The 20,026-nt window shown below is 65.2% G+C and carries 18 protein-coding genes and 1 pseudogene; 15 read left to right on the top strand and 4 right to left on the bottom strand.

The window, feature by feature from the left end; genetic code table 11:
* The first annotated feature begins 8 nt into the window (after positions 1–8).
* Positions 9–443, top strand: a complete 435-nt coding sequence (locus tag QSV46_RS19510) for a helix-turn-helix domain-containing protein (protein ID WP_314955220.1) — start codon at positions 9–11, stop codon at positions 441–443.
* Here QSV46_RS19510 and QSV46_RS19505 read toward each other — a convergent pair.
* Positions 435–1,679 (bottom strand): MFS transporter, encoded by a 1,245-nt coding sequence (locus QSV46_RS19505; protein WP_314954856.1) that lies wholly within the window; start codon positions 1,677–1,679, stop codon positions 435–437. The genes QSV46_RS19510 and QSV46_RS19505 overlap by 9 nt on opposite strands.
* Positions 1,680–1,901: 222 nt before the next feature.
* Positions 1,902–3,149: an MFS transporter gene (locus tag QSV46_RS19500; protein WP_314954855.1), complete on the bottom strand. Its 1,248-nt coding sequence runs from the start codon at positions 3,147–3,149 to the stop codon at positions 1,902–1,904.
* Between the two features lie 195 nt (positions 3,150–3,344).
* On the opposite strand from QSV46_RS19500, the gene QSV46_RS19495 reads away from it, so the two are divergent.
* Positions 3,345–5,414: a prolyl oligopeptidase family serine peptidase gene (locus QSV46_RS19495; protein ID WP_314954854.1), complete on the top strand. Its 2,070-nt coding sequence runs from the start codon at positions 3,345–3,347 to the stop codon at positions 5,412–5,414.
* A gap of 122 nt (positions 5,415–5,536) precedes the next feature.
* Here QSV46_RS19495 and QSV46_RS19490 read toward each other — a convergent pair whose 3' ends face one another.
* The gene (locus QSV46_RS19490; protein WP_314954853.1) at positions 5,537–6,211 is read right to left on the bottom strand and encodes a DUF938 domain-containing protein; all 675 of its coding nucleotides are present in this window, start codon (positions 6,209–6,211) and stop codon (positions 5,537–5,539) included.
* A 285-nt stretch (positions 6,212–6,496) separates the two neighbouring features.
* Here QSV46_RS19490 and soxX point away from each other — a divergent pair, with 285 nt between their 5' ends.
* The 10 genes from soxX (at position 6,497) to QSV46_RS19440 (ending at position 14,179) form a co-directional block, all read left to right on the top strand.
* Positions 6,497–6,850, top strand: a complete 354-nt coding sequence (soxX, locus tag QSV46_RS19485) for a sulfur oxidation c-type cytochrome SoxX (RefSeq protein ID WP_314954852.1) — start codon at positions 6,497–6,499, stop codon at positions 6,848–6,850.
* A gap of 25 nt (positions 6,851–6,875) precedes the next feature.
* The gene (gene soxY / locus QSV46_RS19480; RefSeq protein ID WP_314954851.1) at positions 6,876–7,367 is read left to right on the top strand and encodes a thiosulfate oxidation carrier protein SoxY; all 492 of its coding nucleotides are present in this window, start codon (positions 6,876–6,878) and stop codon (positions 7,365–7,367) included.
* Between the two features lie 14 nt (positions 7,368–7,381).
* Positions 7,382–7,693, top strand: a complete 312-nt coding sequence (soxZ, locus tag QSV46_RS19475; RefSeq protein ID WP_314954850.1) for a thiosulfate oxidation carrier complex protein SoxZ — start codon at positions 7,382–7,384, stop codon at positions 7,691–7,693.
* Complete coding sequence (soxA, locus tag QSV46_RS19470) at positions 7,693–8,556, top strand: sulfur oxidation c-type cytochrome SoxA (protein WP_314954848.1); 864 nt, start codon at positions 7,693–7,695, stop codon at positions 8,554–8,556. Before soxZ ends, soxA begins: the two co-directional genes overlap by 1 nt.
* The gene (locus QSV46_RS19465) at positions 8,553–8,858 is read left to right on the top strand and encodes a hypothetical protein (RefSeq protein ID WP_314954846.1); all 306 of its coding nucleotides are present in this window, start codon (positions 8,553–8,555) and stop codon (positions 8,856–8,858) included. Before soxA ends, QSV46_RS19465 begins: the two co-directional genes overlap by 4 nt.
* 52 nt (positions 8,859–8,910) lie before the next feature.
* Positions 8,911–10,662 (top strand): thiosulfohydrolase SoxB, encoded by a 1,752-nt coding sequence (gene soxB, locus QSV46_RS19460; protein ID WP_314954838.1) that lies wholly within the window; start codon positions 8,911–8,913, stop codon positions 10,660–10,662.
* A complete protein-coding gene (locus QSV46_RS19455; RefSeq protein WP_409997182.1) occupies positions 10,662–11,117 on the top strand; it encodes a hypothetical protein in 456 nt (151 codons plus the stop codon). The genes soxB and QSV46_RS19455 overlap by 1 nt, the downstream gene beginning before the upstream one ends.
* Before the next feature lie 285 nt (positions 11,118–11,402).
* A complete protein-coding gene (locus QSV46_RS19450) occupies positions 11,403–12,443 on the top strand; it encodes an MBL fold metallo-hydrolase (RefSeq protein WP_314954836.1) in 1,041 nt (346 codons plus the stop codon).
* Positions 12,444–12,532: 89 nt separating this feature from the next.
* The gene (locus QSV46_RS19445; RefSeq protein WP_314954833.1) at positions 12,533–12,691 is read left to right on the top strand and encodes a hypothetical protein; all 159 of its coding nucleotides are present in this window, start codon (positions 12,533–12,535) and stop codon (positions 12,689–12,691) included.
* A gap of 279 nt (positions 12,692–12,970) precedes the next feature.
* A complete protein-coding gene (locus tag QSV46_RS19440) occupies positions 12,971–14,179 on the top strand; it encodes an MFS transporter (RefSeq protein ID WP_314954830.1) in 1,209 nt (402 codons plus the stop codon).
* 174 nt (positions 14,180–14,353) lie between these two features.
* On the opposite strand, the pseudogene QSV46_RS19435 reads toward QSV46_RS19440, so the two are convergent.
* Positions 14,354–15,691 (bottom strand): annotated as a pseudogene (locus QSV46_RS19435) (MFS transporter).
* Positions 15,692–15,836: 145 nt separating this feature from the next.
* Between QSV46_RS19435 and QSV46_RS19430 the strand changes: the two are divergent.
* Genes QSV46_RS19430 through QSV46_RS19420 form a run of 3 tightly spaced genes read left to right on the top strand, consistent with a single transcriptional unit; the run spans position 15,837 to position 20,021 of the window.
* Complete coding sequence (locus QSV46_RS19430; RefSeq protein ID WP_314954826.1) at positions 15,837–16,490, top strand: ABC transporter ATP-binding protein; 654 nt, start codon at positions 15,837–15,839, stop codon at positions 16,488–16,490.
* Positions 16,487–18,949 carry an ABC transporter permease gene (locus QSV46_RS19425; RefSeq protein WP_314954823.1) on the top strand — a complete coding sequence of 821 codons (2,463 nt, stop codon included), beginning with the start codon at positions 16,487–16,489 and terminating at the stop codon, positions 18,947–18,949. Before QSV46_RS19430 ends, QSV46_RS19425 begins: the two co-directional genes overlap by 4 nt.
* Positions 18,939–20,021 (top strand): lipocalin-like domain-containing protein, encoded by a 1,083-nt coding sequence (locus QSV46_RS19420; protein WP_314954820.1) that lies wholly within the window; start codon positions 18,939–18,941, stop codon positions 20,019–20,021. The genes QSV46_RS19425 and QSV46_RS19420 overlap by 11 nt, the downstream gene beginning before the upstream one ends.
* Positions 20,022–20,026 lie beyond the last annotated feature (5 nt).

The following is a 20,026-nucleotide window of genomic DNA, read 5'->3' as shown; positions in this document are numbered from 1 at the left end:
CAAGCGTGATGACGATCGATATCGCCGAAGTCGCACGGCGCTCCGGTGTTCCGGCGTCGACGCTGCGATTCTATGAGGAAAAGCGGTTGATCGCCTCGATCGGCAGGCGCGGCCTGCGCCGGCTGTTCGATCTGGAGGTCCTGGATCGCCTCGCGCTGATCGCGCTAGGGCGCGCGGCGGGCTTCTCGCTCGATGAAGTTGCCCGGATGTTCGCGCCCGACGGACGGCCGCGTATCGACCGGCGGAAGCTTGCCGCCAAGGCCGACGAGTTGGACCGAACGGTCCGCAAGCTCATCGCGATGCGCGACGGGCTGCGCCATGCCGCGGCCTGTCCGGCGCCAAGTCACATGGAATGCCCGCATTTTCGCCGCCTCATGCGGGTCGCGGCATTGGGAACGGCGAGGGCACCCAAGCGGGCACCGCGCGCGCCGCGATCAGGCTGAAGAGGTCGCTCGCCTTGTGTGTCCCCGCACCATGATCAGCGCCGCGGCCATCACCTCCAGCGCGATGCAGAGATAAAACGGCAGTGCATACCCGCCGGAGAAATCGCGCAAGGCCCCGACCACGCCGGGCCCGAACGCATAGGTCACCTGGTTGATCGCGGTGTTGAGGCTGATCAGCACGCCGAATGAGGTGCTGTCGAACTCCTGCTGCACGATCAGCGAGGGCAGCGTGATGAGGTTGCCGACCGAGAACCCGAACACCGCGCAGGCCGCGATCAGCACGTAATCATTATGCAGGTTGATGACGACGCACAGCGCGGCGGCCTGGCACAGGAACGACAGCGCGGACGCAAGCCGCTGGTTGAGGCGGTCGATCACCAGCGAGAACAGCACCCGGCCGACCACTGCCATCGCCGTCAAAACCGCGACTGCCACGGCCGCGCGCTCGCGGCCGATCACGGGATCGAGGAACGAGATCAGGTGCACGATGAAGCCGACTTGGGCGAACAGCACCAAGGCAAAGGCAATGGTCACCGTGAGGAAGCCGACATCGCGCAATGCCCACGCGCGGATTTGCGCCGACGACTGCGGCTTCGCCTTCGCCGCTGCGTTCCTGCCGTGGATATCTGGCGGACTGCTGACGAGAAGGAGAATCACCGGCACGAGTAGTACCAGCATGGCGCCGGCGGCGGTATACATCGCGCCGGCGAAACCGACCTGGCCGATCAACATCACCAGCAGCGGCACGCCGACGATGCCGCCGAAGCTCGCACCGTTGAGCGCCAGGCTGATCGCCATGCCGCGCTTGTGGTCGAACCACAGGCTGATGGTGTTGGTGATCATGGCGAGGCTGGTACCGGCCCAGCCGAAGGCGAGCACGGCGTTCGCCAGATAAAGCTGCCAGGGCTCGCGCACCGCGCCGATCGCAACCGCAGCCGCCGACATCGCCAGCGTCCCCGCGATCAGGCCGAGCCGCGGGCCATATTTGTTGACGGTCTCGCCGACGAAGACGACCAGCAGCGCGCCGAACAGGTAGAAGAACGTGGTGGCCGAGGAGATCAGCGAGGCCGACCAGCCGTGGGCGCGCTGGAGTTCGGCGACATAGACGCTCTGGCCGTAGAAGCCGAGGCCCCAGCCGAAGGTCGCGAGCAGGAAGCAGACCGCGACGATGCGCCAGCCTTCGTAGCGGACGGAGGATTCGTCGATCGGCACGGCGGGGCGTGGATTGTCGAGCATTTCTTTGCTCCTCGCCGTCATTCCGGGGCGATGCGAAGCATCGAACCCGGAATCTCGAGATTCCGGGTTCACCCTTCGGGTGCCCCGGAATGACGGCAGAAATTGAAGGACGTTGATGGCCTGACGAACAGCTTCATGACGAGCATCATGTAACAACCGCGCACCAGAAAATCACTTCGACGGCGATCGAACTATCAACGTTGCTGCCAGCCTCCTGCCAACTCAGATTGCGTCCGGGAACTCGCCCATCGCAGCGTCGAGGCGCGCTTTGCGGCGGCGGGCCCATGACGCCAGCGAGAGCACGGCAAGGCCAAGCACCACCGGCGGGAACACCACCATGTTCACGGCCGACCAGCCGTAATTGGCGAGCAGCTGGCCCGAGGAGAACGAGCCGATCGCCATCATCCCGAACACGAGGAAATCATTGAAGGCCTGCACCTTGTTGCGCTCCTGCGGCCGGTGCGTCTCCAGCACCAGGGCGGAGGCGCCGATGAAGGAGAAATTCCAGCCGATACCGAGCACGATCAGCGTGGCCCAGAAATGCATCGCGGTGAGGCCGGACAGACCGATCATGGCCGCTCCCGCTTCAAGAAGCAGACCAGCTGCGACGATCTTCGGCGCGCCGAAGCGCGCGATCAGCGCGCCGGTAAAGAAGCTCGGCCCGTACATGGCGACGATGTGCCATTGAATGCCGAAATTGGAATCGGACAGGCTGAGGCCGCAGAGCTTCATGGCGAGCGGCGCCGAGGTCATCACCAGATTCATCATGGGATAGGAGATGACGCCGCACAGCGCCGCCGCGATGAAGCGCGGCTGGGTCACGATGTCGAGCAGCGGCCGGCCGCCATGCAGATCGGCAGGCGCCGGCTTGGGCATATCGACGCCGGCGACGATGCCCATCGCGACCAGCGCCACGGCGGCCTGCACCAGGAAGCTGAAGGCGAAGAGATAGGGCGACCAGACGTCCATGGTCCATTGCACGAGCTGCGGACCGAGCACGCCGGCGAAGACCCCGCCCGCCATCACCCAGGACACGGCTTTGGGCCGATAGGCGGCGCTGGCGCCGTCGGCGGCGGCGAAGCGATAGGACTGCGCCACCGCGCCGTAGAGGCCGCCGAGGAAGGTCGCGAGGCAGAACAGCGCGAACGAGCCGCGCAGGATCGCAAACGAGCCGAGCACGCCGGTAAGTGTGCCGAGGCCGGTGCCGACGATGAAGGCGGCGCGGCGGCCGAAGCGGCGCGAGATCGCGCCGGTCGGCAGCGTGCCGGCGGCAAGCCCCACCACATACATCGAGATCGGCACCGTCGCGAATGACATGTCGGGCGCAAGCGTGGCGCCGACGATCGCGCCGGTGGCGAAGATCACCGCCGAGTTGGCACCGGTCAGCGCCTGGGCTGCGGCAAGGCGCACCACATTGGCACGCACGCGGGCGTCGGCGGCGATCACATTGGCTGAAGTCACGTCTAGCATCGGCATTTCCGCCCGGAGGATCTCAAAGTGTTTGGCTGATTCCGGCACTATGGAGGGGCGCGGCAGGGCCGGCAACCGGCGCAAACGGGCGCGGGCCATGCCCCTGACGCAATCAGGCGGATGATATCGGCCGGAGCTCTTGACGGCTTGCGCTCGATCAAATCCTATCCGCCGCGATCTCCAGGAGTTTCGTTCATGTCCGTCGACGACAGGCCCACGCTCAGCGCTCCCGACGACGATCCCTGGCTCTGGCTGGAGGAGATCGAAGGCAAGCAGGCGCTCGACTTCGTCGAACGGCAGAATCAACTGACGCTCAGCGCTTTCGGGGGCGCGGCCTTCGCGCGCGACCGCGACGTCCTCGCGGCGATCTACGATCGTCCCGACAACATCCCCTATGTCAGCCGGCGCGGACATGATCTGCACAATCTCTGGAAGGATGCCGCCAACCCGCGCGGCCTGTGGCGGCGGACGACGCTCGCGGAGTTTCGCAAACCCGATCCGGCATGGGAGGCCATGTTGGATATCGACCAGCTCGCCGCGACGGAAGGCGAGGACTGGCTGCTGAGCGGCATCACCACGCAGATGGGAAGCTCGCGGGCGATCCTGAGCCTGTCGCGTGGCGGCAGCGACGCGGTCACCTTGCGCGAGTTCGACCTCGATACGAAGAATTTTGTGGCGGACGGCTTTACGCTGCCGGAAGCCAAGGGCGGCGCGGACTGGCTCGACGCCGACACGCTGCTGCTGTCGAGCGCCCATGGCGAGGGCATGGCGACCAGCTCGGGATATGCGCGGACGGTTCGCGTGTGGCGACGCGGCCAGCCTGTCGAACAGGCGCAAATGATCATCGAGACCACCGCCGATCACATGGTGATCTATGGCGGCGCCGATGATACGGGGCCTGCGCCGCGGGTCTGGATCGTCGACCAGATCGACTTCTTCAATCATGCGATCTGGCTGCGCGATGCGGCCGGGACAATGACGAAGCTCGATCTGCCGACCGGCGTCTGGATGCAGGCGCATGGCGACTGGTTCGCGATGAAGCTGCGCAAGGACTGGACGGTTCAGGGGCGGACCTATGCCACCGACACCGTGCTCGGCATGTCGCTGTCAGCTTTCCTCGCCGGCAATCGCGATTTCGCGGTCCTGTTCGAGCCGGAGCCACGGCGTGCCCTGCAAGGCCTGTTCTGGACCGCGGGAAAGCTGGTGCTGTCGATCCTCGATGAGCTCCAGCCGCGATTCGAAATCTGTACGCCATCCGCCACCGGCTGGAGCCGCGAAACACTGGGCGGCCTGCCGCAGATCGGCGTCGTCGACATCTGGCCGCTCGATCGCCATGCGTCCGAAAGCAATGGCGATCTGCTCGCCAATGTGCAGGATCCGCTGACGCCGCCGTCGTTGCTGTTGATCGAGCGCGGCGTCGCAAGCCCGACCGTGCTGAAGCAGGCGCCGAGGACATTCACCGCCGATGGTCTCGTGGTGACCCAGCACGAGGCGATCTCGATCGATGGCGAGCGCATCCCCTATGTCCAGACCGGCCCGGCGACCGAAACCGGAGACGCGCCGGTCTATATGAGCGCCTATGGTGGCTTCGCCCATTCGGTGAAGCCGTATTACACCCCCTCGCTCGGTAAGCTGTGGCTGGAGCGCGGCGGCACGATGGTGCAGGCGAATTTGCGCGGCGGCGGCGAGTTCGGCACCCGCTGGCACGATGCCGGCAGGCTCGCCGGCAAGAAACTGTCGCATGACGATTTCGCGGCGGTTGCCGCCGATCTCGTCCGCCGCGGCGTGACCAGCGCGAAGCGGATCGCGGCACAGGGCGGCTCGAACGGCGGCATCCTCATCACCAACATGCTGGTGCGCTATCCCGAGCGTTTCGGCGCACTGTTCTGCACCATTCCGCTGATCGACATGCGCCGCTACACAAAACTGCTCGCGGGCGCGAGCTGGATCGCGGAATATGGCGACCCCGACAAGCCCGAAGAATGGGAGTGGCTGAAGACCTACTCGGCCTATCACAACGTCAAGGCCGGCCAGCCCTATCCACCGATCCTGATCGCCACCACGCGGCGCGACGACCGCGTCCATCCCGGCCACGCGCGCAAGATGGCGGCAAAGCTCCAGACCATGGGCTACGAGGCCTGGTTCTACGAACCGGAAGCCGGCGGTCACGGCTACGGCAAGGACAACAAGGAGCGCGCCGGCTTCGAGGTGCTGGGGTTTCGGTTCCTGAAGGAGAAGATCGGGTGGCGGGACGGGGAGGGCTAGCGCTTGGGGCACTGAAGCTTCCACATCGTCATGGTCGGGCTTGTTCCGGCCATCCACGTCTTGCCGCGTGGGCCAAAGAACGTGGATGCCCGGGACAAGCCCGGGCATGACGACTTCCCGAATTAACCCCGTGCAAACACCAGCGTCAGATTGTTCGCGGGCATCTCGATCGCATCGACGAGGCGAAGGCCGACACCTCGTGCCAGCGTCTCGACATCGCCGATATCGCGCACGCCCCAGTCGGGATTGCCTTCGCGCAACGACGTGTCGAACACGGCGTTGCTGAGTGCGGTGTGCTTGCCGTCGCGCTTGAACGGGCCGTAGAGGAACAGCTTGCCGTCGGCACGCAAATAGCGGCCGGCGCCGGCGAACAGGCCCTCGGCCACCGCCCAGGGCGCGATGTGGATGACATTGGCGCAGAACAGCGCGGCAAGGCTTGTCGGTGCCTGCCCGCTCTTCATCTCCGGGCACCAGTCGGGATCGGTGAGATCGATCCGCAGGGGCGAGCGGACATTTTGCAGGCCGGCATGAACGCGCCAGGCCTCGATGCTCTTGAGGTGGCGCTGATTGAGATCGCTCGGCCACCAGATCAGGCCGGGCGTATGGCGGGCGAAGTGGACCACGTGCTGCCCGGTTCCGCTGCCGAGCTCGACCACGTTGCCGGTCAGGCCGGCGAGATGCTTTTCCAGCGCCGCCCAGAGCGGCTCGTGATTGCGGTGGAAGGCCGGCGCATCGAGCCGCCCATCGGGCTCGACCCGTCCGCCGTCCCCGCCAAATTCAACGACATAGTCAGCCAAGTCAGGTCCCCTTGAAAAAACGAGAACGCGATGAAAACAGGATGAGCGCCCAGACGCCCCGAAAACAGCCGGCCCGCGCTACTGACCTTACCCTTGGGCCAAACACTTAAGCCCAAGCCCTTGGGACCAAATCGGCCGAATAAATAATCTCTTTAGTTGCAATGCGGAAGATATTAACTCCATTTTGTTGCGTGCATAGTCTTGATTGTCAGCAGGTGCCCTTTGTGCTTTGGAACGCGTCTGTTTCGCGATCGAGATCATCGACATACGCCTCGGAATGACGCCTTGACCGCCTTGTCCCGCATGCCCGTCCTGTTCATCTTGCTGGCCATTGCCGCCGGCCTGGCCGGCCCGGCACGGGCACAATCCACCGTCGCCGACGGCCAGAAGCTCGCCTTCGACCGCGGCAAGGGCAATTGTCTGACCTGCCATGTCATCAAGGGCGGCGACCTGCCCGGCACGATCGGGCCGGAACTGACGGACATCAAGGCAAAATACCCTGATCGCAACGAGCTCGTCGCGATCATCTTTGACGAGACCAAGCGCAATCCGCAGACCATGATGCCGCCGTTCGGCCGGAACCGGATTTTGACCGAACAGGAGATCAGCGCGATCGTTGATTTCCTGCAAACCCTGTGACCGCCGGCACCTCAGGAGATTTGAGATGACCACGACCACCGGCCCTGATCCGACGCGGCGCCTGATCCTTCAGGGCGCAGCCTGCGTCGCGCTGCTCGGCCTCGGCAATCTGCCGTTCGGCGCCGCTCCCGCACGCGCGGCGGCGAACGACAAATATCCGGAAGAGGCGTTCAAGCTGAAGAACGAAGCGGACGCGATCAAGGCGCTCTACGGCAAGGCCGCCGAGCCGTCCGACAAGATCAAGCTCGACGCACCCGAGATCGCCGAGAATGGCGGCGTCGTGCCGATCTCGGTGACGACGACGCTCGACAAGGTGACCTCGATCTCGTTCTTCGTGGCCGAGAACCCGAACGCGCTCGCGGCGTCCTACAGGATTCCCGACGGCACGCTGCCTGCTGTCGCCAACCGCCTGAAGATGGCCAAGACCACCAACGTCACCGCGATCGTGGAAGCCGACGGCAAGCTCTACAGCGCGACCAAAGAGGTCAAAGTCACCGTCGGCGGCTGCGGCGGCTAAGCGAGGAGTTCGACATGGCATCCACCATTCGCGTACGCGCCACCGCCAACGGCGACATCACCGAGGTGCAGGCGCTGATCCAGCATCCCATGGACACCGGGCTGGTCAAGGATCCCAAGGGCGAGCTGATCCCTGCGCACTATATCCGGGAGCTCAAGTTCGAATGGAACGGCAAGGACGTCTTCGTCGCCAATTGGGGCACTGCGGTTTCCAAGGATCCCTACGTCAAGTTCAGCTTCAAGGGCGCCAAGAAGGGCGACGACCTCAGGATCTCCTGGACCGACAACAAGGGCGGCTCGGACACGACCACCGCGAAGATCGCGTGATGAAGGCCCGCTCCGCCCTCCTGCTTGGCTCGCTGAGCGCCGCGCTCGTCGCGTTCGGCCTCACCTCTCCACGCGTGGTCGCGGCCGACAAGATCGATCCCGTTGCCGATGCCAAAGCGTTCCAGAACTTCTTCTTCCAGAAATTTCCGGACGTGAAGCACGAGGATTTCGTCAACGGTCCTTATTCGATGAACGCGGACATGAAGCGGCAGTGGCAGGAGAAGGAGGAATTCCCGCCCTACGAGTTCGCGCTCGACGCCGGCAAGGAGATGTTTTCTACGCCGTTCAAGAACGGCAAGAGCTATGCCGATTGCTTCCCGAATGGCGGCATCGGCATCCGCGGGAACTATCCTTACTTCGACGAGAAGGAAGGTAAGGTCGTCACGCTGGAGCTCGCGCTCAACCGCTGCCGTGAGGCCAATGGCGAGGCACCCTATTCCTACGTCAAGGACGAGATGGCCTCGCTGACCGCCTACATGGCCTATACCTCGCGCGGCAAGCCGATGGACATCAGGATTCCCGATGATCCCCGCGCGCTCGCGGCGTTCGAGAACGGCAAGCGCTACTTCTACACGCGGCGCGGCCAGATGAATTTCTCCTGCGCGAGCTGCCACGTGCAGAGCCCGGGCGAGCGCATCCGCGCCGAGATCCTGGCACCGGCGCTCGGCATTGTGAACGCGATGCCGATCTACCGCTCCGAATGGAGCGGCATGGGCACGACCAGCCGCCGCTTCGTCACCTGCAACAGCCAGACCCGCGCTGTTCCGCTGGAGCCGCAGGCCGATGAATACCGCGACGTCGAGTATTTCCTCTCCTACGTCGCCAACGGCCTGCCGATTTCAGGCCCGGGAGCGCGGCCATGAAGCTGTCACTTCCTCTCGCCATGCTGGTTGCGTTGAGCTTCGCGCCAGCGGCGCGCGCGGCAGCCGAGGCGGACTACAAGGCGGCCTATGCCGCCGCGGAGGCCGCCGCCAAGGAGGCCGCCGGCATGCGTAACCAGTGGACCGTGACCGTATCTGCGCTGACAGCAGCGAGGAAGGCGGCCGATGGTGGCGATTTCGACCGCGCCGTCGCCGCAGCGAAGGAAGCCGAAGCCCTCGCCAAAGCTTCGATCTTCCAGGCGACGTCTGAAAAAGAGGCGTGGAAGACCATGGAAATCCGTTAGACTGAGCCCTGCTGGAACAGCCGAGCGATCATTGAGGGGCGGAGAATTCGAGATGGCGATCCGCCGCCGCGATTTCCTGAAGAGTGTGGGCCTTGCTGCCGTCTCGGCCGGACTGCCGCGGCGTGCGCGCGGTGCGGACACCGCGAGCATTTACGACCTCGAACGGTTCGGCAATGCGCGGATCCTGCACATCACCGACGCCCATGCGCAGCTCAACCCGGTCTATTTCCGCGAGCCCAGCGTCAATATCGGCATCGGCGAGATGGCCGGGCGGCCGCCGCATCTGGTCGGCCGCGCCTTCCTGGAGCGCTTCGGGATCCGATCGGACAGCGCCGATGCCTACGCGTTCAGCTGTTTCGAGTTCGAGAAGTCCGCGGGCCGCTTCGGCAAGCTCGGCGGCTTCGCCCATCTGAAGACGCTGATCGACCGTTTGCGCGCCGACGCCGGCGAAAGACACTCTCTGCTCGTCGATGGCGGCGACCTCTGGCAGGGCACCGGGCTCGCCAACGTCATGCAGGGCCGCGACATGGTCGAGGTCGCCAATCTGCTCGGCATCGAGGCGATGACCGGGCATTGGGAATTCACCTATGGCGAGCAGGTGCTGCGCGAGAACCTCGAGCGCTTCAAGGGCGAATTTCTGGCGCAGAACGTTTTCCTGACCGAGGAAGCCGCATTCAACAACGTCCCCGCCTTCGACAAGGCTACGGGGCGCGTGTTCAAGCCCTCTCTTATCAAGGAGCTCGGCGGCCGCCGCGTCGCGATCATCGGCCAGGCCTTTCCTTACGTGCCGATCGCGCATCCCAGGCGGTTCACGCCGGACTGGAGTTTCGGCATCCGCGAGGAGGAGCTCCAGAAGCACGTCGATGCCTTGCGCAATACCGACAAGGTCGATGCGGTCATCCTGTTGTCGCACAACGGCATGGATGTCGACCTCAAGCTCGCAAGCCGTGTCACCGGCATCGACGTCGTTCTCGGCGGCCATACGCACGATGCCGTGCCGCAGCCAATCGCCGTGAAGAACGCGAGTGGGACGACACTCGTCACCAACGCCGGCTCCAACGGGAAATTTTTGGGCGTACTCGACCTCGCGCTCGACAAGGGCAAAGTCAGCGACGTCAGGTATCATCTGCTGCCGGTCTATTCGGAGTTGCTGAAGCCCGACCCTGGAATGGCCGAGCTGATCGGAAAGCTGCGCGCGGTGCACGTGACCGACTGGTCGGAGAAGATCGCAATACCCGACCGCCTGCTCTATCGCCGCGACAATTTCGTCGGCCCCGTCGACGAGCTGATCTGCACCGCGCTGCGCACGGAGCTCAATGCCGAGATCGCGCTGTCGCCGGGCTTCCGCTGGGGCGTTACCGCACTGTCCGGCCAACCGCTGACGATGGAGGATTTGCTCGCGGAAACCGCGATCACCTATCCCGAGACCTATGTGCAGGAGATGACCGGCGCCCAGATCAAGGACGTGCTGGAAGACATCTGCGACAATCTCTTCAACGCCGATCCCTATTACCAGCAGGGCGGCGACATGGTGCGCGCCGGCGGGCTCAGCTACACCTGCATGCCCACCGCGGCGATCGGCAGCCGCATCTCCGAGCTGAGGCTCAAGGGCGGCAAAGTGCTCGCCGCGAGCCACCGCTACAAGGTCGCGGGCTGGGCTTCGGTCAACGGCCAGCAGGGCGCACCGGTGTGGGATGTCGTCGCCAGATATCTGCGCTCGGGCCGGATGTTTCAGGAGCAGCTCGGCTCCGGCGTCACTCTGAAAGACGTCGATGGCAACCCCGGCATTGCAGGACGGGGCTAATGCGCTCGCAATTCATATCCGCGATGCTGCTCGCGCTGCTCGCTTTCGCCGCGGTGCCGCCGGCTTTCGCACAGCAGGTGCCGCTCCAGGACAAGCCGTTCGCCGAGCACAAGATCGTGCTCCAGCTCTCCGACGGCGATGCGAGGAAGCAGGCTTTGGTGCTGAGCGTCGCCAACAATTTGCTGAAGGCCTACGATCCCGACAAGGTCGCGATCGAGGTGGTCGCCTTCGGTCCCGGCATCGATCTGCTGTTGTCAGGCAGCGAGCGGCGCAAACAGGTCGAGAGCCTGATCGCCCAGGGCGTGCGCTTCGACATCTGCCTCAATACGGTGGACACGATCGAGCGGGAGACCGGGAAGCGGCCGGAGTTCATTCCGGCGGCGACACCGGTGCAAGTCGGGGTCGGGCAGATCCTGTTCCTCAGCGAGAACGGGTACACATTGGTGAGGCCCTGAGCCCTTGTCAGGCGCAGCGTCGCGGCACACCCGGTGTCATTCCCTGCGCAGGCGGGGAATCCAGTACGCCGCGGCCTCACGGTATCCTCTCGCCGTCTCTGGAATACTGGATCGCCCGCTTTCGCGGACGATGACAGCGGGGCATCTCGAAGCGGTGAGCCCGGAACGCCGGCCGGGGCACGCAATAAAAATCTTCTAAATCTTCTTGTCTCGGCAGTAGCTTACTTCTCTTTGCGTTCCCATTTGTAGTAGAATCTTGGAAATCAGTTCACGCCGGGTCCTGCCATGATCTTCCGCCAGCTCTTCGACAGCGTTTCGGGCACCTACAGCTATGTCCTTGCCAGCCGCCCCGGCGGCGAGGCCCTGATCCTCGATCCCGTGCTGGAGAAGGTCGACCGCTACTGCCAATTGCTGCGGGAGCTCGACCTCAAGCTGGTCAAGGCCGTCGATACGCACCTTCACGCCGACCACGTCACCGGCCTCGGCGAGTTGCGCGACCGCACCCATTGCATGACCGTGATGGGCGACCAGACCAAGGCGGACGTGGTGGCGATGCGGGTTGCCGATGGCGACAAGGTGACGATCGAGGGCCTGTCGCTCGACGTGATGTACACGCCCGGCCACACCGACGATTCCTATTCCTATCTGATGGGCGACCGCGTCTTCACCGGCGACACGCTGCTGATCCGCGGCACCGGCCGCACCGATTTCCAGAACGGTTCTTCGCGCGCGCAATACGAGTCGATTTTCAATCGGCTGCTGAAGCTGCCGGACGAGACGATGGTGTTTCCCGCGCACGACTACAAGGGCGACACCGTCTCCACCATCGGCGAGGAGAAGCGCTACAATCCGCGGCTCCAGGTACGCTCGGTCGACGAATATATCGAGCTGATGGCGAACCTGAAGCTGCCCAATCCGAAGATGATGGACGTCGCGGTGCCCGCCAACATGCATGTCGGCCTGCATCAGGAGGAGCTGGAGAAAGAGGGCCGCGCGCTTCGCGCCGTCGAGGCGATCCGCATCCTCGGCCGTCCCGACATCCTGCTGGTCGATCTGCGCGAGACCAACGAGCGGATGAAGCACGGCATGCTCGAAGGCGCGCTGCATACGCCTTATCCGTCCGTTGAAGACAGCCTCAAGCCCGGCGGCATGCTGCGCGAGGTCGCGGCCGCCACCGGCCGCCGCGTCGTGTTCTTCTGCGCCTTCGGCGAACGCTCGGCGATGGCTGTCGCGGCCGCCAAGGAAGCTGGGCTCACCAACACTGCGCACATCGCCGGCGGCATTGACGCCTGGAAGAAGGCGGGCGGGCCGGTGGTGCACGGCTGACGTCATTGTCGCGGCCCTTGAGATAAGTCAGGGTCGCCACATATCTTCCGGATAGGGTTCGGATGACGCATCACCATCCGGGAGCAGCCATGGCCAAGACCGCCAAGCCAAGCGAGCCGCCCAAAAAGGTGGACGACAAGGCGAAGAAGCCTCCGCCTCCGCACGATCCCGGCGACGACGATTACGAGGACGGTGATATCGCGACGCCGAAGCGCGACCGCTACGGTCCGGACGACGAACCGTTTTGAGGGGACTGCCGGTTTGATCCGGCGCTAGCGTCACGCTCTCCACTGTCGTCCCTGCGAACGCAGGGACCCATAATCCAGGGAGGAAGATCGCTGTTCGGTACCGGGACTTCTCGCAATCGAGATATCACGCGGTATGGGTCCCTGCGCCCCGTGCGCAATTGCGCACTAGGCAGGGACGACAGATGGGCCGCACTAGCTGCTTGCGCCCGCATTCATGGACAAATAACCGCTGTCCCCGATAGTTTGCGCGTCCCCTCAAGGACGTGAAACGGAATTGTAATGGTCGACGTTCTCGCCGCACCGCAGCATGGCAAGGCGGACAGTGCACTGCGCACGCTGACGGGTATTTCGATCGCGCATTGGGTCAGCCATTTCCATCTGCTGGTGCTGCCGATGCTGTTTCCGTTCCTGAAGAGCCAGCTCGGCGTCGGCTATATCGAGCTCGGCTTCGCACTCACGGTGTCCGCGGCCGTATCCGGTCTCACCCAGGCGCCGACCGGGTATCTGGTCGACCATTTTGGCGCGCGCAGAATCCTGCTGGGCGGGCTCGCGCTCGGCGGCTTTGCGCTGATCCTGCTCGGCCTGCACCTCAGCTATGCCTCGCTGATCGCCTGCGCGGTGCTGCTGGGTCTTGCCAACAGCGTCTATCACCCCGCCGATTACGCGATCCTCGCCAGGCACATGGACGAAGCGCGGATGGGCCGTGCCTTCTCGATCCATACCTTTGCCGGCTATCTCGGCGGCGCCGTGGCGCCGGCGATCGTCGCTGCTCTCGTCACCGTCTCCGGCGGCACGGGTGCGCTGATCGCGTCGGGTACGATCGGCCTGCTGGTGGCGCTGCTGCTGGTCGTCATGAACATTCCCGATGCCGGCGCGCACAAGACAAAGCCCGGTGCGACGGATGCGCCGAAGCAGGCCGTGATTACACCGGCACTGATCACGCTCACCGTGCTGTTCATGCTGCTCAGCCTCTCGGTCGTCGGCATCAACAATTTTGGCGTGGTGGCGCTGATGAGCGGTTACGGCGCGTCCTACTCCGCTGCCAACATCGCGCTCACCGCGTTCCTCGCCGCCAGCGCCGCGGGCGTGCTCGCCGGCGGCTTCCTCGCCGACCACACCGAGCGCCACGGCTATGTCGCCGCGGCCTGCTTTGGCGCCAACGCGGCGATCGTGCTGCTCATCGCGCTCGTGACGCTGCCCGGCTGGACCCTGACGGCCGCGATGATGATGGCGGGCTTCCTCTCCGGCGTGATCGCACCTTCGCGCGACATGCTGGTGCGCAATGCCGCGCCTCCCGGCGCCGCCGGCCGCGCCTTCGGCATCGTCTCCACCGGCTTCAATCTCGGCGGCATCATCAGCCCGCTGCTGTTCGGCTGGATCATGGATCAAAGCGCGCCGCACTGGGTGTTCGGGGCATCCGTGATCTTCATGCTCGCAACAGTGGTGCTGTCGCCGTTCACCGAGCGGCGGGCGCAAGGCAAGGCTTAGCTGCAAATTGAGTCGTCGTCCCCGCGAACGCGGGGATCCATAACCACGGGGAGAAGTGTGGCGCGAATCTGGTAACTCCGAGTCTTCGCCAAACCACTGCCTGTGGCTATCGGTCCCGGATCCGCGCTTCGCTTGTCCGGGACGACAGTTGTGATTGGGGCCGGGAGCGCCGCCTTACGTCGGCGACACCGCGCCTTTCAGCGCCGCGGCCTGCGGAGCGGCACCACGGCTCAGCCTGGCCTTTTCCGTGTTCGGCCAGAGCAACAGCAGACCGATGACACCAGAGCCAACCATGACCACCGCGTTGATGGTGAAGCCGGTCATGTAGCCGTCGAGCATGTTTCCGGCGCGCTGGATCACGGTGCCCATGACGGCGGGCGCGATAATGCCGGCGAGCGTGTAGAGCGCACCGTAGATGGCGAGAACCGCGCCGCGTTGCGAGGCCGGGGTGAACTCGCCGAGCATGGGCGGGCAGACCACATAGATCGCACCGCACAGGCCCGAGCCGACCACGAGCAGCGCGATCTGGAGGCCGGCGCCCTGGACATGCGGCATCACCGCCAGGATCACGCCACCGATCACCAGCGGCACCGAACCGAACACGCCGCGGGCGAGGCGCGTCGTCACGCCGCGCGCCATCAGCACCTGCGAGATCCAGCCGGTGAGGATGACGACGGTCGCGCCGAACACCCAGGGCAGGATCGAGACGAAGCCGGCCTGCTGCTGCGAGAAGCCGAGCCCCTTGACGATGAAAGGCGTGAACCAGGTGAGACCGAGCGACAGGGCCCAATAGGCGCCGAAGGTCGCCGCCACGCAGCCGATGAAGGTGCGCGAGGTGAGGAGCTGAAGATACGGGATTCTCGGCTCGTTCGCCGCGAGAAACTGCGTGTCCTCCAGCGGGCCTTCCTTGCCGAGCGCGAGCCAGGCTGCGACCCAGATCAGTCCGACGACGCCGAGCGCGCCGAAGGCATAGTGCCAGGAATGGTTGACGATGATCCAGTTCAGCGCCGGCACCGCCAGGATCACGCCGAAGGCCGAACCCTGCGACAGGATCGCGGTCGGCAGCGTGCGCTTCTCGTCGGGGAACTATTTGTAGATCGCGTGCATCGCGACCGAAGCCGCCGGTCCCTCGCCGGCGCCGAGCGCGATGCGGCAGATCACGAGTGTGGTGAAGCTGACGGTACCAACCATCGGGAACTGAGTGAGCGCCCAGATCACGGCCAATGTCAGCAGCACCCAGCGCGTCGGCACCTTGTTGACGATGAAGCCGACCACGATGGCCGAGATCGAGAACAGGAAAAAGAATGACGAGCCGAGCAGGCCGAACTGCTCCGGCTCGAGCTTCAGCTCGGTCATGATCGGAACGCCGGCCAGACCGACGACGATCTTGTCGGCGAAGTTCACCAGCATGAACAGAAACAGGAGAAAGGTAACGCTCCAGGCGCCCTTCGGTGTTGGCTTGGACATCCCCGTCGTCTTCTCCGCCGCTTCGGGCGTTGCCTGAGCGCTCATGATTCTCCCCGCATGTCTTTTTGTCGGCACTTTTTGATTTGACCGTCCTCGGAGCTAACAACGGGTTGGAAGCCAACGCAACCCCGGCATTTCCACGGCAGGTGTGCTACGCAGCATCGAGTTCATTCCGTCCGGCGCAACGATCTTGCTGAGTATCCGAAACCTCTCCAAAACCTTCTCCTCGGCCGGCGAGCCGGTCCATGTGCTGCGCGGTGTCGACCTCGAGCTCGGGGCCGGCGAGCGCGTCGCGCTGACCGGCGAATCCGGCAGCGGCAAGAGCACGCTGTTGCACCTGATCGCAGGCCTGGATGCTGCCGACGGCGGCTCGATCCGGCTGGAGGACACCGAGGTCACCAAACTGTCCGACACGGGGCGCGCAGGCTTGCGACGCGACCGGATCGGCCTCGTGTTCCAGCAATTCAACCTGATCCCGAGCCTCTCGGTCGCGGACAATCTCGTCTTCCAGGCGCGGATTGCCGGCCGGCAGGATGCGGCCTGGACCAGGGAGCTGGTCGAGCGGCTCGGGCTCGGCGGGCTGCTCAGGCGTTATCCAGAACAATTATCAGGCGGACAGCAGCAGCGCGTCGCGATCGGCCGTGCCCTGGCGACAAGGCCCTCGCTCCTGCTCGCGGACGAGCCGACCGGCAATCTCGACGAGCAGACTGCCGACGACGTGCTGGCGCTGGCGCGCGACCTCGTCGCGCGCACCGGCTGCGGCTTCCTGATGGCGACGCACAGCCTGCATCTGGCCGGCACGCTCGACCGCCACCTCACTTTGCATGCGGGACGAATCGCATGAGGCGGGCACTGTGGGTTCTTGCGGTGTTGCTGAGCCATTGGCGGCGGCACAAGATGCAGTTCGCGACGCTCCTGATCGGCCTGATCGCGGCGACCGCGCTGTGGAGCGGCGTGCAGGCGATCAACCAGCAGGCCCGCAACGCCTATGATCGCGCGGCGGCGACGTTTGGCGGCATGCGCACGGCAATGCTGGTCGCGCCTGATGCCGCGACCTTCTCGCAAGATCTCTTCGTCAAGCTCCGTCGCGCCGGCTGGCCGGTCTCGCCGGTGCTGGAAGGCCGCGTTCAGGTCAACGGCCGCTCGGTGCGGCTGCTCGGGATCGAACCGGTGACGATGCCGGCGGACGTCGGTAACGCGCCGCGCCTTGGTGCCCCGGACTTGAGCCGTTTCGTCGCCCCGCCCGGCCAGACGCTGGTGGCGCGGGAGACGCTGACCGATTTGCAGGAGCAAGAGGGCGCGGCCGCTTCGATCGGCAGCGGCGCAAAACTGCCGCCGCTGCGCGTGCTGCCGCAGCTCGTGCCCAATGTGCTCGTCGTCGATATCGGCGTGGCGCAGCGGCTGCTGAACAAGCCGGATCAGGTGTCACGACTGCTCATTGGCCGGTCGAAGGGCAAGCCGGCGCCGCTGGAAAGCGTCGTCGGCGACCAGTTGCAGCCGGTCGAGCCGAATGCGGAGACGGAGCTGGAGCGCCTCACCGACAGTTTTCATCTCAACCTCACCGCCTTCGGCCTGCTGTCGTTCTTCGTCGGCCTCTTCATCGTGAACTCGGCCGTCGGCCTTGCCTTCGAGCAGCGGCTGCCGATGCTGCGCACGCTGCGAGCGTGCGGCGCGTCGGCCCGGCTGGTCAACACGGTGCTGGTGATAGAGCTCGTGGCACTGGCGCTGGTCGCCGGGCTGATCGGGCTCGTCTGCGGCTATTTCATTGCGGCCGCGCTGTTGCCCGACGTCGCGGCATCGCTGCGCGGGCTCTACGGCGCGCAGATCCCGGGACAACTCACGCTGCGCAGCGAATGGTGGCTCGCCGGCATCGGCATCAGCATCGCCGGCGCGCTGGTCGCAGCCGCCACCAGCCTGATCAAGGCGATCCGGATGCCGGTGCTGGCGACCGCGCAGCCATACGCCTGGCAGCAGCGGCAGCGCCGCTGGCTGATCCTGCAAAGCGGTGCGGCCTGCGCGGTGTTCGCGGTCGCAATACTGCTGCTTCACTACGGGCAATCGCTGATCGCGGGTTTTGGCGTGCTGGCCGCATTGATGCTGGGCGCCGCGCTGATCCTGCCGGCTCTCCTCGAAATCATTCTGCTCGCAGGCCAGCGCCGGGCGAAAGGACCGCTCGCGCTGTGGTTCTGGGCGGACAGCCGGCAGCAGCTCTCCGGATTGTCGCTCGCCCTGATGGCACTGCTGCTCGCGCTCGCCGTCAATGTCGGGGTGTCCACCATGGTCGAAACCTTTAGCCGCACCTTCATAGGCTGGCTCAACGGACGGCTCGCGGCCGATGTCTACATCAGCGCCTCCGACAACGCGCAAGGCGTCGCGATCCGAAACTGGCTGAAGCAGCGCAGCGACGTGCAGGCGATCCTCTCGGGCGGACGCGCGGAGGCGCAGGTTCGCGGCCAGCCGGTGGAGCTGCTCGGCCTGCCCGATCACGCGCTCTATCGCGAGCGCTGGCCATTGCTGGAAGCCGCGCCACGCGCCTGGACCCGGCTCGTGCCGGGCAATGCCGCCTTCATCAGCGAGCAGCTCAGCCGCCGCCTCAACATCCGCGTCGGCGACGTCATTGACGTGCCGGCGCCGGGCGGGACCTGGGAGCTCGACATCGCCGGCATCTATGCCGACTACGGCAACCCCAAGGGCCAGCTCGCCGTCAATGTCGCGGCGCTGATCCGGCAGTTTCCGCAGACGCCGCAGACGCGGATCGGCCTCATCGTCGCAAAGGAGAATATTTCCGGCCTGATCGTGGCGCTGCAAAAGCAGTTCGCGCTCGACGACCGCAGCGTCGCCGACCAGGCGACGGTGAAGGCGGAATCGATCCGCATCTTCAACCGCACCTTTGCGGTGACCTCGGCGCTGAACGCCTTCACCCTCGGCGTGGCCGGCATCGCATTGCTGACCAGCCTGCTGACTCTGGCGAATTCCCGCCTGCCGCAGTTGGCACCGCTCTGGGCGATCGGCATCACGCGGCCGCGCCTTGCCGTGATCGAGCTGACCAAGACATTGTCGGTTGCGCTGTTCACCTCGCTGCTGGCGGTGCCGCTCGGGCTGTTGGTGGCGTGGTGCCTGATCGCGATCGTCAACGTCAAGGCGTTCGGTTGGCGGCTGCCGTTCCATGTGTTTCCGCTGCAACTGGTCGAGCTGGTCGCGGTCGCGCTGATCGCCTCGCTGCTTGCCGCGCTGCTGCCGATGATCCGGCTGGCGCGGATGCAGCCGGCGAGCCTCGTCAAGGTGTTTGCCAATGAGCGCTGAGAAGATGTCACGGCGCGCCTTCACCGGCGGCATCGCCGCACTCGCGCTCCCGCGCCGCGCCGGCGCGCAAGGCTATGCCGGGCTCGGCGAGACCGCCGACGGCTTTGCAAGGGTCACGCCGGGAAAGACGTTCGCCTTCCCCGCCGATCACGGGCCGCATCCGGAGTTTCGCATCGAGTGGTGGTATCTCACGGCGAACCTCACGGATGGCAGCGGCGCACCTTGCGGCCTGCAATGGACGCTGTTCCGCCAGGCGGCGCAGCCGGGTCCGCAGGGCGAGGGCTGGGCCAACCAGCAGATCTGGATGGCGCATGCCGCGGTGACGCGTGCCGACACCCACCGCTTCAACGAGACGTTTTCACGCGGCGGCATCGGGCAGGCCGGCGTCATCGCAACACCGTTTGCGGCCTGGATCGATGATTGGGAGATGAAGGGGTCTGAGCGCATTGACGATCGCACTCTGGCGCCGATGACGCTGAAGGGCTCCGGCACCGACTTCAGCTATGCGCTCACGCTGGAAGCTGACCGTTCCGTCGCGTTGCAAGGCGATCGCGGCTACAGCCGCAAATCCGAGCGCGGCCAGGCCTCCTACTATTACAGCCAGCCGTTCTACCGCGCGCGCGGCACGCTCACCATCGACGACAAGCCGGTCGAGGTGGCGGGCCAGGCCTGGATGGACCGCGAATGGAGCAGCCAGCCGCTCGACGCCGACCAGACCGGCTGGGACTGGCTGTCGCTGCATCTTTCGTCCGGCGACAAGCTGATGCTGTACCGGCTGCGCCAGAAGGACGGCAAGGACCATCCGTTCGGCAACTGGATCAGCGCGTCCGGTGAGACGCAGATGATCGCGGGTGGCGATATCCAGATGATTCCGAAAGCGACGGCGGAGGTCGCCGGACGCAAGCTGCCGGTGGAATGGCAGATCGCGATCCCCTCGCGGTCATTCTCAATAGCTTGCAAGCCGCTCAATCCGAGGGCCTGGATGGGCACCGGCTTCTCCTATTGGGAGGGACCGATCAGCTTTGCCGGTACCCATGACGGCGTTGGCTATCTCGAGCTGACCGGGTATTGAAGGCG

The organism is Bradyrhizobium cosmicum (genome assembly GCF_032290525.1).
Classification (GTDB): domain Bacteria; phylum Pseudomonadota; class Alphaproteobacteria; order Rhizobiales; family Xanthobacteraceae; genus Bradyrhizobium; species Bradyrhizobium cosmicum_A.
This window is presented reverse-complemented; position numbering and strand designations above follow the sequence as displayed.

Coding starts and splice junctions, on each gene's coding strand:
- QSV46_RS19445 (WP_314954833.1), top strand. CDS start 12,533: ATGGCCAAGACCGCCAAGCCAAGCGAGCCGCCCAAAAAGGTGGACGAC.
- soxA (WP_314954848.1), top strand. CDS start 7,693: ATGAAGGCCCGCTCCGCCCTCCTGCTTGGCTCGCTGAGCGCCGCGCTC.
- QSV46_RS19425 (WP_314954823.1), top strand. CDS start 16,487: ATGAGGCGGGCACTGTGGGTTCTTGCGGTGTTGCTGAGCCATTGGCGG.
- QSV46_RS19455 (WP_409997182.1), top strand. CDS start 10,662: ATGCGCTCGCAATTCATATCCGCGATGCTGCTCGCGCTGCTCGCTTTC.
- QSV46_RS19450 (WP_314954836.1), top strand. CDS start 11,403: ATGATCTTCCGCCAGCTCTTCGACAGCGTTTCGGGCACCTACAGCTAT.
- QSV46_RS19510 (WP_314955220.1), top strand. CDS start 9: ATGACGATCGATATCGCCGAAGTCGCACGGCGCTCCGGTGTTCCGGCG.
- QSV46_RS19440 (WP_314954830.1), top strand. CDS start 12,971: ATGGTCGACGTTCTCGCCGCACCGCAGCATGGCAAGGCGGACAGTGCA.
- QSV46_RS19505 (WP_314954856.1), bottom strand. CDS start 1,679: ATGCTCGACAATCCACGCCCCGCCGTGCCGATCGACGAATCCTCCGTC.
- soxB (WP_314954838.1), top strand. CDS start 8,911: ATGGCGATCCGCCGCCGCGATTTCCTGAAGAGTGTGGGCCTTGCTGCC.
- soxY (WP_314954851.1), top strand. CDS start 6,876: ATGACCACGACCACCGGCCCTGATCCGACGCGGCGCCTGATCCTTCAG.
- QSV46_RS19500 (WP_314954855.1), bottom strand. CDS start 3,149: ATGCTAGACGTGACTTCAGCCAATGTGATCGCCGCCGACGCCCGCGTG.
- QSV46_RS19495 (WP_314954854.1), top strand. CDS start 3,345: ATGTCCGTCGACGACAGGCCCACGCTCAGCGCTCCCGACGACGATCCC.
- QSV46_RS19420 (WP_314954820.1), top strand. CDS start 18,939: ATGAGCGCTGAGAAGATGTCACGGCGCGCCTTCACCGGCGGCATCGCC.
- soxZ (WP_314954850.1), top strand. CDS start 7,382: ATGGCATCCACCATTCGCGTACGCGCCACCGCCAACGGCGACATCACC.
- QSV46_RS19465 (WP_314954846.1), top strand. CDS start 8,553: ATGAAGCTGTCACTTCCTCTCGCCATGCTGGTTGCGTTGAGCTTCGCG.